Below are 13,461 nucleotides of genomic sequence, written 5' to 3' on the forward strand. Positions count from 1 at the left end.
ACATGAGTACGACCACCCGCCGCCGCGGCGAGCACAGCCGCGCGGCCTCCCTGGTCTCGCACACCGTCCTGGCCGGCGCGAGCCTGATCGCGCTCTTCCCGATCGCCTGGCTGGTCTTCCTGTCCCTCGGCCCGGACAAGGACGACTACCTCCACCCCGGGCGCATCTGGGGCAAGATGACGTTCGACAACTACACGTTCGTCCTCAAGGACACGAGCTTCTTCGACTGGCTGACGAGCACGCTGGTCGTGGTGCTGGGCACCACGCTGATCGGCGTCGTCGTCGCGGCGTCCACCGGCTATGCCGTCTCCCGCATGCGGTTCCCCGGCTACCGGAAGCTGATGTGGGTGCTGCTCGTCACCCAGATGTTCCCGATCGCGGTACTGATCGTGCCGATGTACCAGATCCTCTCGGATCTGCAGCTCATCGACAGCTACCTTGGTCTCATCCTTGTCAACTGCACCACGATCGTGCCGTACTGCGCCTGGCTGATGAAGGGCTATTTCGACACCATCCCGTTCGAGATCGACGAGGCCGGACGCGTCGACGGGCTGACCCCCTTCGGCACGTTCGCGCGGCTGATCCTGCCGCTGGCCAAGCCGGGCCTCGCGGTCGCGGCGTTCTACAGCTTCCTCACGGCCTTCGGTGAGGTCGCGTTCGCTTCGACGTTCCTGCTGAGCGACGACAAGTACACGTTTGCCGTCGGTCTCCAGACGTTTGTGAGCGAGCATGACGCGCAGCGGAACCTGATGGCCGCGACGGCTGTACTCATCGCGATACCGGCTGCCCTGTTCTTCTACCTCGTGCAGAAGAACCTGGTGACCGGGCTCACTGCCGGCGGTACGAAGGGGTGACCTTCGCCCCTTCGGGCGCGTCCGTTCACATGACCACACCTCTGTTACGCATCAAGGACGACATGAGCCAGCACTCTGCCGCACCTGCCCCCACTCCCACCCCCACGTCCGCCGTGGCCGTCGCCAAGCGTCGCGACTGGTGGCGGGACGCGGTGATCTACCAGGTGTATCCGCGCAGCTTCGCCGACAGCAACGGCGACGGCATGGGCGACCTGGAAGGTGTCCGCACCCGCCTGCCGTACCTGCGCGACCTCGGCGTGGACGCCGTGTGGCTCAGCCCCTTCTACGCCTCGCCGCAGGCCGACGCCGGCTACGACGTCGCCGACTACCGGGCCGTCGACCCGATGTTCGGCAACCTCCTGGACGCCGACGCGCTGATCCGCGACGCCCACGAGCTGGGCCTGAGGATCATCGTCGACCTCGTGCCCAACCACTCCTCCGACCAGCACGAGTGGTTCAAGCGGGCCGTCGCGGAAGGCCCGGGCTCCCCGCTGCGGGACCGCTACCACTTCCGCCCCGGCAAGGGGAAGAACGGCGGACTCCCGCCCAACGACTGGGAGTCGATCTTCGGCGGCCCGGCCTGGACACGGGTCCCGGACGGTGAGTGGTACCTGCACCTCTTCGCCCCCGAGCAGCCCGACTTCAACTGGGAGCACCCGGCGGTCGGCGACGAGTTCCGTTCCATCCTGCGCTTCTGGCTGGACATGGGCGTCGACGGCTTCCGGATCGACGTCGCCCACGGCCTGGTGAAGGCGGAGGGGCTTCCCGACCTTGGATCCCATGACCAGGTGAAGCTGCTGGGCAACGATGTCATGCCGTTCTTCGACCAGGACGGGGTGCACGAGATCTACCGGCAGTGGCGGCTCATCCTCGACGAGTACTCGGGGGACCGCATCTTCGTCGCCGAGGCGTGGACGCCGACCATCGAGCGCACCGCCCACTACGTCCGCCCGGACGAGCTGCACCAGGCCTTCAACTTCCAGTACCTCAGCACCCACTGGGACGCCGCGGAGATGCGCGAGGTCATCGACCGCACCCTGGACGCCATGCGCCCGGTCGGCGCCCCCGCCACCTGGGTCCTGTCCAACCACGACGTGACCCGGCACGCCACCCGGTTCGCCAACCCGCCCGGCCTCGGCACCCAGATCCGTCTGGCCGGCGACCGGGAACTGGGCCTGCGCAGGGCCCGCGCCGCGACCCTGCTGATGCTCGCGCTGCCCGGCTCCGCCTACCTCTACCAGGGCGAGGAGCTGGGGCTTCCGGACGTCGTGGACCTGCCGGACGAGGTGCGCCAGGACCCGGCGTACTTCCGGGGCGCGGGCCAGGACGGCTTCCGTGACGGATGCCGGGTGCCGATCCCCTGGACCCGGGCCGGGTCGTCGTACGGCTTCGGCGACGGGGGCAGCTGGTTGCCGCAGCCGGAGGGCTGGGGCGAGCTGAGCGTCGAGGCGCAGACCGGTGAGCCCGGCTCGACCCTGGAGCTGTACCGGGCGGCGCTCGCCGTGCGCCGGGAGCAGCGCGACCTGGGCGCCGGTACGGCCGTGGAGTGGCTGCGGGCGCCCGAGGGCGTGCTGGCCTTCCGGCGCGGGGAGGTCGTGTGCGTCGCGAACACCACCGGCGAGTCGGTGGCGATGCCGGCGTACGGCCGGGTGCTGGTCGCGAGCGGGGAGATCGTCCAGGTCGACGACGAGGCGAAGGTGCCCGGCGACACCACGGTGTGGTGGACCACCGCCTGATTTTCCGTTGAATTTGGCACGGCCCGCTGCCCTTCGGGGCGGCGGGCCTTTACCATCTCCGTCACCGCAAGGTTTCTGAACCTTGCAGCAAGAACCGTCAACAGTCCTTCAACGAAGAAGGAAACCCCACATGGCACGCAGACACCTCGCCGCAGCCGCGCTCACCGCGGCTGCGGTTGTCATGAACCCGACTAGCGCACAGGCCTCCCCACCTGGCACCAAGGACGTCACCGCCGTCCTCTTCGAGTGGACGTACGCCTCCGTCGCCCGCGAGTGCACCGCCGCCCTCGGCCCCGCCGGATACGGCTACGTCCAGGTCTCCCCGCCCGCCGAGCACATACAGGGCCCGCAGTGGTGGACCTCGTACCAGCCGGTCAGCTACAGGATCGCCGGCCGGCTCGGTGACCGCGCGGCCTTCCGGAACATGGTGAACACCTGCCACGCGGCCGGTGTGAAGGTCGTCGTCGACACGGTGATCAACCACATGTCGGCGGGCAGCGGCACCGGCACCGGCGGCTCGTCGTACACGAAGTACGGCTACCCCGGCCTGTACTCCTCGTACGACTTCGACGACTGCACGAGCCGGATCGGCAACTACCAGGACCGCTGGAACGTCCAGCACTGCGAACTGGTCGGCCTCGCCGACCTCGACACCGGCGAGGACTACGTCCGCAGGGCCATCGCCGGGTACATGAACGACCTGCTCTCCCTCGGCGCGGACGGCTTCCGCATCGACGCGGCCAAGCACATGGACGCCGCCGACCTGGCGAACATCAAGTCCCGCCTGACCGACCCGAACGTGTACTGGAAGCAGGAAGTCATCCACGGCGCCGGCGAGGCCGTCCAGCCCACCGAGTACACCGGCAACGGCGACGTCCAGGAGTTCCGCTACGCCTACGACCTCAAGCGGGTCTTCACCAACGAGAACCTCGCCTACCTGAAGAACTACGGCGAGGGCTGGGGCTACCTGACCAGCGGCGTCTCCGGCGTCTTCGTCGACAACCACGACACCGAGCGCAACGGCTCCACCCTCAGCTACAAGGACGGCGCCACCTACACCCTCGCCAACGTCTTCATGCTCGCCTGGCCCTACGGCGCCCCGGACATCAACTCCGGGTACGAGTTCACCGACCAGGACGCCGGTCCCCCGAACGGCGGTCAGGTGAACGCCTGCTGGCAGGACGGCTGGAAATGCCAGCACAACTGGCCCGAGATCAAGTCCATGGTCGCCTTCCGCAACGCCACGCGCGGCCAGGCGGTCACCGACTGGTGGGACAACGGCGGCGACGCCATCGCCTTCGGCCGGGGCGGCAAGGGGTTCGTGGCCATCAACCACGAGTCCGGCTCCCTGACCAGGACCTACCAGACCTCGCTGCCGGCGGGGACGTACTGCGACGTGCAGGCCAACACGACCGTGACGGTGAACTCCAGCGGGCAGTTGACGGCCACGCTGGGACCGAACACGGCCCTGGCGATCCACGCGGCCAAGCCGAACTGCTGAAAGTTCTTTCCAGAAGTTGCAGGACTCTTGCTGAAAGCGTTTCGGCGGCGATACGTTCGCGCGGGGTCGGACCCGAGAGCCGCAAACGCAAGGAGTCCACGTCAGTGATACCGAGATGGCCGGTGCCGTCCAGGCGCCGAACCTCCCCTGCCGGACGGGTTGCCGCGGTCACCGCGACCGCGCTGGCCGCAGCACTCGTCCAGCCTCTCGCCGCCGGGGCGGCCACCCCGCCGGCGCCCCCGTCCGACGCGAAGCTCGCCGCCGAGCCCGCCCGGCACGACGCCACCCGTGAGCAGTTCTACTTCGTCCTGCCGGATCGTTTCGCCAATGGAGACGCGGGCAACGACACGGGCGGGCTGACCGGTTCGCGCCTGTCCACCGGCCACGACCCCGCCGACAAGGGCTTCTACCAGGGCGGCGACCTCAAGGGCCTGACCCGGAAGCTCGACTACATCAAGGGCCTCGGCACCACCGCCCTCTGGATGGCCCCGATCTTCAAGAACCGGCCCGTGCAGGGGACCGGCAGCAACGCCTCCGCCGGATACCACGGCTACTGGATCACCGACTTCACCCGGGTCGACCCGCACTTCGGCACCAACGAAGACCTCGAAACCCTCATCGACAAGGCCCACGCCAAGGGCATGAAGGTCTTCTTCGACGCCATCACCAACCACACGGCGGACGTCGTCGACTACGAGGAGAAGTCCTACGACTACCTCTCCAAGGGCGCCTTCCCGTACCTGACGAAGGACGGCGTGCCCTTCGACGACGCCGACTACGCGGACGGGCGGCGGGACTTCCCCCGGGTCGACAGCGGCTCCTTCCCGCGCACGCCCGAGGTGACCAGGAACAGCAAGGTCCCGTCCTGGCTCAACGACCCGACGATGTACCACAACCGCGGCGACTCCACCTTCGCCGGTGAGAGCTCCACCCACGGCGACTTCGGCGGCCTCGACGACCTGTGGACCGAGCGGCCCGAGGTCGTGCGGGGCATGGAGCGGATCTACCAGCGCTGGATACGGGACTTCGACGTCGACGGCTTCCGGATCGACACCGTGAAGCACGTCAACATGGAGTTCTGGACCCAGTGGGCCACCGCGCTGGACGCCTACGCGGCCAAGCAGGGCCGCGACGACTTCTTCATGTTCGGCGAGGTGTACTCGGCCGACACGTCCGTCACCGCCCCCTACGTCACCCGGGGCCGCCTCGACGCCACGCTCGACTTCCCCTTCCAGGAGGCGGCTCGCCGGTACGCCTCCCAGGGAGGCAGCGCACAGCAGCTCGCGAGCGTCTTCCGCGACGACTTCACGTACACGACCGACAAGGCCAACGCGTACGAGCAGGTCACCTTCCTCGGCAACCACGACATGGGCCGGATCGGGTCCTTCCTGAAGCAGGACGACCCGAAGGCCACCGACGCCGAGCTGCTGAGGAAGGACCGGCTCGCCAACGAGCTGATGTTCCTCAGCCGCGGCAACCCCGTCGTCTACTACGGCGACGAGCAGGGCTTCACCGGCGCGGGCGGCGACAAGGACGCCCGGCAGAGCATGTTCGCCTCGCGCACCGCCGACTACCTCGACGACGACCTGATCGGCACCGACCGCACCCACGCCGAGGACGCCTACGACACGAGAGCACCGCTCTACCGCCAGATCAGTGCTCTCGCGGGCCTCCGCAAGGCCCACCCTGCCCTGGCCGACGGCGTCCAGCAGGAGCGGTACGCGGCCGACGGGCCGGGCGTGTACGCCTTCTCCCGCACCGACGCGAAGAGCGGCATCGAGTACGTCGTCGCCGTCAACAACGCGGACGAGGCGAGGAGGGCGACCTTCGCGACCGGCTCGGCCGGTATGGCCTTCAAGGGCATCTACGGCACCGGCGCATCCCTGAAGAGCGACGGCGACAGGAAGCTCACCGTCACCGTCCCGCCCGGCTCGGCGATCGTCCTCAAGGCGGCCGGCCGGCTCGCCGCGCCCGCCAGCGAACCGACGCTCACCCTGAAGGCCCCGGCGGCCGGCGCCACCGGCACGGTGGAACTCTCCGCCGATGTCGACGGCGGCCAACTCAACCGCGTCGTCTTCGCCGCACAGGTCGGCGACGGCAAGTGGCGCACCCTCGGCTCCGCCGACCACGCCCCGTACAAGGTCACCCAGACCATCGCCGGCGACGTACCGCCCGGCACGGCCCTGCGCTACAAGGCGGTCGTGGTCGACTCGGCCGGCCGCACCGCGAGCGCCCTGGCCGCCTCCACCACCGGCACCCCGCCCGCCGAGGAGCCGCCCGGCGCCTCCTCCCGCGACCACGCGATCGTCCACTACAAGCGCGCCGACGGCGACTACGCCGACTGGGGCCTGTACGCCTGGGGCGACCTCGCCGACGGCGAGACCACCCAGTGGCCCGACAGCCACCCCTTCACCGGCCGTGACGCCTACGGTGCCTTCGCCTACGTCAAGCTCAAGCCCGGCGCCTCGACCGTCGGCTTCCTCGTCATCGACAAGGACGGCGACAAGGACGTCGCCACCGACCGCACGATCGACGTCACGAAGACCGGCGAGGTCTGGATCGAGCAGGGCAAGGAGACCGTCACCACCGAGCGCCCGGACTCTCCGGCGCCCGACCGGACCAAGGCCGTCCTGCACTACCACCGCGCCGACGGGAACTACGACGGCTGGGGCCTGCACGTCTGGACGGGCGCCGCGCACCCCACCGAGTGGTCGAACCCCCTGAAGCCGGTCAAGACTGATACGTATGGTGCGGTCTTCGAGGTACCGCTCAGCGACGGTGCCACCAGCCTCGGCTACATCCTCCACAAGGGCGACGAGAAGGACCTGCCCGCCGACCAGTCGCTCGACCTCAAGGCGAACGGCCACGAGGTGTGGCTGTTGAGCGGCCAGGAGAAGTACCTGCTCCCGCAGCCGGCGGGCACCTCGCCCGCCCTCGACCCGACCACGTCCAAGGCGGTCTGGATCGATCGGGACACCCTCGCCTGGAACGGCTCGGAGGCCGCCGCCTCCACGCAGCTGCTGTACAGCCGGGACGGCTCGATCGCGGTGAAGGACGGCGCCCTGACCAGCGACGACGAGAGGTGGCTCCGTCTCTCCAAGAGCGCTCTCACCGATGCCCAGAAGGCGAAGTTCCCGCATCTGAAGGAGTACGGCGCCTGGACCGTCGACCCGCGCGACCGCGACCGGGTCCGTGAGGCCCTGCGCGGCCAGGTCGTCGCCACGCAGCGCGCTGCCAACGGCGCCGTCCTGGCCGCGACCGGCGTGCAGATCGCCGGCGTGCTCGACGACCTGTACTCCGGCGCGACGAAGGCCGACCTGGGGCCGACGTTCTCCCGGAGCCGCCCGACGCTGTCCGTGTGGGCACCGACCGCGCAGTCCGTGGCACTGGAGATCGGCGACTCCACCGTGCCGATGCAACGCGACGACACCACCGGCGTCTGGTCCGTCACCGGCCCGAAGTCCTGGAAGGGCAAGCCCTACCGGTACGTCGTGAAGGTCTGGGCGCCCAGCGCCGGCAAGGTCGTCACCAACAAGGTCACCGACCCCTACTCGGTCGCCCTCACCGCGGACTCCGAGCGCAGCCTGGTCGTAGACCTCGGCGCCACGTCCCTGGCGCCGAGCGGCTGGTCGACGTACACCAAGCCCGACGCCGTACCGCTGCGGGACGCCCAGATCCAGGAGCTGCACATCCGGGACTTCTCCGTCGAGGACAGGACGGCGAAGCACCCCGGCACCTACCTCGCCTTCACCGACCAGGCGAGCGACGGCTCGAAGCATCTGCGCGAGCTGGCGAAGGCGGGCACCTCCTACGTCCACCTCCTGCCCGCCTTCGACATCGCCACCATCCCCGAGCGCAGGGCCGACCAGGCGAGCGTCGACTGCGACCTGGCCTCCTACCCGGCCGACTCCGACAAGCAGCAGGAATGCGTCGGGAAGATCGCCGCGAAGGACGCCTACAACTGGGGCTACGACCCGTACCACTACACGGTCCCCGAGGGTTCCTACGCCACCGACCCGGACGGCACGGCCCGCACGGTCGAGTTCCGGAAGATGGTGAAGGCCCTCAACGACGACGGACTGCGGGTCGTCATGGACGTCGTCTACAACCACACCGCGGCCGCCGGCCAGGAGCGGACCAGCGTCCTCGACCGGATCGTGCCCGGCTACTACCAGCGGCTCCTCGCCGACGGCTCGGTGGCGAACAGCACCTGCTGCGCCAACACCGCCACCGAGAACGCCATGATGGGCAAGCTGGTCGTCGACTCGATCGTCACCTGGGCCAAGCAGTACAAGGTCGACGGCTTCCGCTTCGACCTCATGGGCCACCACCCGAAGGCGAACATCCTGGCCGTACGGAAGGCACTGGACGAGCTGACCCTCGCCGAGGACGGCGTCGACGGCAAGAAGATCATCCTGTACGGGGAGGGCTGGAACTTCGGCGAGGTCGCCGACGACGCCCGGTTCGTCCAGGCCACCCAGAAGAACATGGCCGGCACCGGCATCGCCACCTTCTCCGACCGGGCCCGGGACGCCGTGCGCGGCGGCGGCCCCTTCGACGAGGACCCCGGCGTGCAGGGCTTCGCGTCCGGCCTCTCCACCGACCCCAACTCCTCGGAGCACAACGGCACCGAGGCCGAGCAGAAGGCCCGCCTGCTGCACTACCAGGACCTGATCAAGGTCGGGCTGTCCGGCAACCTCGCCGGCTACCGGTTCACCGACACCAGCGGCAAGGAGGTCAAGGGCTCCGAGGTCGACTACAACGGCTCACCCGCCGGCTACGCGGACGCCCCCGGCGACGCCCTCGCCTACGCCGACGCGCACGACAACGAGTCCCTCTTCGACGCGCTGACCTTCAAACTGCCCGCCACGACCAGCGCGTCCGACCGGGCCCGGATGCAGGTCCTGGCCATGGCGACCGCGACCCTGTCCCAGGGCCCGGCCCTCTCCCAGGCGGGCACCGACCTGCTCCGCTCCAAGTCCCTCGACCGCAACTCCTACGACAGCGGCGACTGGTTCAACGCCGTCCACTGGAACTGCGCCGACGGCAACGGCTTCGGCCGCGGACTGCCGATGGCGGCCGACAACGCCGCCAAGTGGCCGTACGCCAAGCCCCTGTTGAGCAAGGTCCGGGTGGGATGCGAGCAGATCGACGGCGCCTCGGCGGCCTACCGTGACCTGCTGCGGATCCGTACCACCGAGCGGGACTTCTCCCTGGGCACGGCCGAGCGGGTGCAGTCCCGGCTCTCCTTCCCGCTGTCCGGCAGGGACGAGACACCCGGTGTGATCACCATGCGGCTCGGTGACCTCGTCGTCGTCTTCAACGCCACCCCCGACCGGCGGGAACAGCGCGTCCCCGCACTCGCCGGGACCGGCTACCGGCTGCATCCCGTGCAGGCGGCGGGGGCGGACCCTACCGTCAAGTCGTCCTCCTACGCGGCGGAATCGGGCACGTTCGCCGTTCCGGGGCGCACGGTCGCCGTCTTCACCCGGGCCGCCGGATAGCCGCACTACGTTGGGTGGGGCAGGCCGCGACCGACGGTCTGCCCCACCCACGTACGCCCCGAGGGCCCAGTCGAGATGGACGCCAACGGTACGCAGCACAACCCCGGCACCACCGTGCTGGTCGTGGACGACGTCGCGGCCAGCCGGTACGCCATGGGCGCGGTGCTGAGCCGGGCCGGCCACCAGGTCGTGCCGGTCGCCAGCGGCGGCGAGGCGCTCGTCGAACTCGACGTCCGGCTGCGCGACGGCACCCTGCCCGACGTGGCCCTCGTCGACGTGGGCCTGCCGGACATGAGCGGCTTCGAACTGTGCCGCCGGGTCCGGGCCCGGCCGCCCATGGCCGCCCTGCCCGTCGTGCACTTCTCCGCCGCCGCGACCGCGCCCGGCGACCGGTGCCGGGGCCTGGACGCGGGCGGCGACGCCTATCTGACCGTGCCCGCCGAGCCCCAGGAGATCCAGGCCGTCGTACGGGCCGCCGTGCGCGGGGCGCGCCGCAGCACGGGCGCCGAGACCGCCGTCCACCGTCTGACGCTGCTGTCCGAGGCCATCGTCACCGTGCAGGCCGCCCGCTGCCCGCGGGAACTCGCCGCCGCGGCCGCCGACGGAGCCGCCCGCCTCACCGCCTCGCCCGCCGTGGCGTTCGTGATCGGCCCGGACGGCGAGCCGTACCGGGGCACGGCCCGGTGCCGTCCCGCGCCGGCGGACACCGGCGCCCACCAGGCGGCGGCACGGCTGGTCACCCGGCTCGCGGAGGGCCGTACGGGCGTCCACACCACCGTCGTCCCCGTGCCGCTGTGGCCGGCCGGGATGTTCCGGCCGGGCGTCGAGGAGGACGCCCGCCTGACCGTGGCGATCGCCCAGGACGGCCGGACGGCGGTCTGCCTCGCCACCCCCGTACGCCGGGCCGCGATCACCGACCCCGCGGCCGACGGGCTGCTCGCCCGCCTCGCCCAGGCCTGTGCGCTGGCCGCCGAGCCGCTGCTGCTGTACCGCGTGGAGCGGCACGTCGCCCTCACCCTCCAGCACAGCTTCCTGCCCCAGCCGCACAAGCTGCCGCATCTGCCCGGCGTCGACATCGTCGTCCGCTACGTGCCCGCCTCCCGGCAGACCGAGATCGGCGGCGACTTCTACGCCGCCCTGCGCACCGGCGACGGCGTGCTCACCGCCGTCGGGGACGTCGTCGGGCACTCGCTGGACGCGGCCACCGTCATGGTCGAGATCCGGCACGCGCTGCGCGCCTACTGCGTGACCGAGAGCGACCCGGTGGTCCTGGCCGGGCGGCTCGACCGGATGCTCCAGCGGTACCACCCCGACATCACGGCCACCGTGTGCCTGGCCCTGCTCGACCCGGGCAGCGGACGGGTGCGGATCGCCAACGCCGGGCACATCCCGCCGCTGATCCTGCGCGACGGGGGCGGCGCCGAGTACGTCGACGCGTGCGGTCCGCTGCTCGGGCTGGGCCTGGAACGGCCCGAGCCGACCGAGCAGTACCTCAAGCCCACCGACCGCCTCCTCATGGTCACCGACGGTCTCATCGAGACCCGCGGCACCCCCCTGGAGACCTCCCTGGAACAGCTCCGCACGGCCGCCGCAAACGCCCCGGCCGGCCTCGACCCCCTCTGCGACGTGCTGCTCGGCTGCTTCGGCCGGGACCCGGAGGACGACATCGCGATGCTGGCGCTGCGGCTAGGGTGAGCCCGTTGGCCGCCGCCCAGAACAGGAGTGCTCATGCCGCAGATCACCGTCGACTATTCCGCCGACCTCGCGGACGACTTCGACCGGCCCGGGTTCGCGAAGGCGCTGCACGAGGCGACCGTCGAGATCGCGGCCGCCAAGCCGGCGGCGTGCAAGACCCGGTTCCGCCGGACCGAGGACATCGTGGTCGGCCCCGAGACCGGCGGGCACTCCCATGTGCACGTCCACTTCGCGCTGCTCCCCGGCCGCACCGAGGAGACCAAGGCCCGGCTCACCGAGGCCACCCTGGAACTGCTGCGCACGCATGTGAAGGCCGCCGAGGGGCGCGCGCTGCACGCCTCCGCCGAGGTGCGCGAACTGGACGCGTCCTACCGGAAGTCCGAGAGCTGAGAAGCTGAGAAGTCCACAGCCGCGCGGCCTCAGGTCGCCAGCGCCAGGAGGCGGCCGGCCAGCTGGGCGAACGGGCCGTCGGCCGGCTCCTCCCGGGCGATGCGGCGCATCAGGGCGCCCATCTCCGCGTCCTGGGCCGCGCTGACCGCGGTGAGCGCGGCGAAGTCGTGGACGAGCTGGACCTCCAGCTCGGCCCGCGGGATGCGCCGGCCGTCCAGCCAGATCAGCGCCGTCGACTCGGCGAGCGAGATCCAGGAACGCACGACCAGTTCCAGCCGCGCGGGCGGATCGGTCACGCCCAGATGCGAAAGGATCTGGACATAGGCGGCCTGCCGTACGGAGTCGATCAGCGCGTTGGTCGTCGAGGAGCCGACCGCCGGGCCGCCGCGCATGAGGGCGGAGAAACCGGGGCCGTGCTCGTCGACGAAGTCGAAGAAGCGGCGCATCACACGCAGCAGCCGCGCCCCCAGCGGCCCCTCGTGCGGCTCCACGAAACGGGCCGCGAGATCGTCCGAGGCCCGCTTCAACGCGGCCTCGTACAGGCTGAGTTTGCCGGGGAAGTAGTGGTAGACCAACGGGCGTGAGATGCCCGCGGCGGACGCTATCTCGTCGATCGAGACCTCGTCGGGCGAGCGGCGGCTGAACAGTTCGAGGGCGACGCCGATCAACTGCTGCCGCCGCTCCTCGACTCCCATTCTGCGGCGAACCCCGGTAGTCATGCGAACACCTTACCGATCGATTCCGGCCTTGAACGGATCGGATCGATCAGGGATGTTCACCCGGGTGCCCGGGCGGGTGCCCGGGCGGGTGCCCGGGCCGTCGGTCAGTGCAGCCCGCCGATCGATCGCCCGTCCCGCAGCGTGCCCTTCAGTTCGGCCCGCGCCCCCCGCTCGGCCGGCACGGTCAGCAGACTGCTCGGCGACGATCCGGCGACCCCGCCCGTCGCCCGGACCGACGCGGTCTCCCGGCTGCCGGCGGCCAGCAGATACCAGTCGCCCGCCTTCGACATCCACAGCACTCCGGCCAGGACGTGCGGCTCGCGCGCCCCGCACGCAGGGACGTTCTCGGCCTTCGCCGCCACCGCCCCGTACGTCCCGCCCGGCGTGTGGAACTGCGCGAGCACTCGCGCCCCGCCGCCCCGCCACGTCTCGGCCCGGGTGCACACCCACGCGGCCGAACCGCTAGCGTCCGGCAACGGCTGCTCGTTGAACGCCCAGGCGTTGACGCTCCGCACTCCCGCCGAGCGCACCGTGGCCAGCGAACAGGCGAACGGCGCCCAGGTGCGCAGCGCCTTGGCGCCGGACGCCTCACCCGGGGACCCGGGCCGTCCGGCGGTGAGCCGGGCCGGGACCAGTTCGCCGAGGTCGGTCAGCAGCCGCGTCTTCCTGCCGTCGGTCAGTTGCAGCACGTTCCACGACGTACACGCCCCGGACCGCAGGACCGGACTGGCCAGCGGCGCGGCCACACCGTCGGTGAGGGCCAGCTCCATCGCGCCGGAGCCCGGCTTCATCAGGTCCCGCTCGCCCGCCTTCTTCACCCAAGGGGCGGTCAGATAGCGGACGTTGCCGTCGGCCCGGCCCAGGACCACCGCGCCGGCCCCGGCCCGGCCCGCGCCGTCGACCCGGGCGAAGTCGAGAGCGGCGCCCTGCGTGCCCTCCTTCGGCTCGGCGTACCGGGCGATGCGCAGACCGTCGTAGAGGATCACCACGCGCGCCGCGTCGACCGTCCCCGCGTACAGCAGCTGGGGCGGTCCGGCCGGGCCGCCCCAGCTGCTGTACGCG

At 70.9% G+C, this 13,461-nt stretch carries 7 protein-coding genes and 1 pseudogene; 6 read left to right on the forward strand and 2 right to left on the reverse strand.

Going from position 1 to position 13,461, the window contains the following annotated elements:
* Positions 1 to 2 precede the first annotated feature (2 nt).
* The 6 genes from CCL05_RS12995 to CCL05_RS13020 all read left to right on the forward strand — a co-directional run bounded on the left by CCL05_RS12995 (position 3) and on the right by CCL05_RS13020 (position 11,680).
* Entirely contained in the window at positions 3 to 854 is an 852-nt protein-coding gene (locus tag CCL05_RS12995; RefSeq protein WP_086560669.1) for a sugar ABC transporter permease, read from the forward strand.
* 62 nt (positions 855 to 916) lie between these two features.
* Positions 917 to 2,590 carry a glycoside hydrolase family 13 protein gene (locus tag CCL05_RS13000; RefSeq protein ID WP_086560670.1) on the forward strand — a complete coding sequence of 558 codons (1,674 nt, stop codon included), beginning with the start codon at positions 917 to 919 and terminating at the stop codon, positions 2,588 to 2,590.
* Between the two features lie 130 nt (positions 2,591 to 2,720).
* Positions 2,721 to 4,091, forward strand: a complete 1,371-nt coding sequence (locus tag CCL05_RS13005; protein WP_208641481.1) for an alpha-amylase — start codon at positions 2,721 to 2,723, stop codon at positions 4,089 to 4,091.
* Positions 4,092 to 4,195: 104 nt separating this feature from the next.
* The gene (gene pulA / locus CCL05_RS13010) at positions 4,196 to 9,595 is read left to right on the forward strand and encodes a pullulanase-type alpha-1,6-glucosidase (RefSeq protein WP_086560671.1); all 5,400 of its coding nucleotides are present in this window, start codon (positions 4,196 to 4,198) and stop codon (positions 9,593 to 9,595) included.
* Between the two features lie 75 nt (positions 9,596 to 9,670).
* Complete coding sequence (locus CCL05_RS13015; RefSeq protein WP_086560672.1) at positions 9,671 to 11,290, forward strand: fused response regulator/phosphatase; 1,620 nt, start codon at positions 9,671 to 9,673, stop codon at positions 11,288 to 11,290.
* A 33-nt stretch (positions 11,291 to 11,323) separates the two neighbouring features.
* Positions 11,324 to 11,680 carry a 5-carboxymethyl-2-hydroxymuconate Delta-isomerase gene (locus tag CCL05_RS13020; protein WP_086560673.1) on the forward strand — a complete coding sequence of 119 codons (357 nt, stop codon included), beginning with the start codon at positions 11,324 to 11,326 and terminating at the stop codon, positions 11,678 to 11,680.
* Between the two features lie 29 nt (positions 11,681 to 11,709).
* Here CCL05_RS13020 and CCL05_RS13025 read toward each other — a convergent pair whose 3' ends face one another.
* Both CCL05_RS13025 and CCL05_RS13030 read right to left on the reverse strand, forming a co-directional pair.
* Complete coding sequence (locus CCL05_RS13025; RefSeq protein ID WP_086560674.1) at positions 11,710 to 12,399, reverse strand: TetR/AcrR family transcriptional regulator; 690 nt, start codon at positions 12,397 to 12,399, stop codon at positions 11,710 to 11,712.
* Between the two features lie 104 nt (positions 12,400 to 12,503).
* A pseudogene (locus tag CCL05_RS13030) lies at positions 12,504 to 13,461 on the reverse strand (hypothetical protein); the annotation flags it as partial.

The organism is Streptomyces africanus (assembly GCF_002150735.1).
Lineage (GTDB): Bacteria > Actinomycetota > Actinomycetes > Streptomycetales > Streptomycetaceae > Streptomyces > Streptomyces africanus.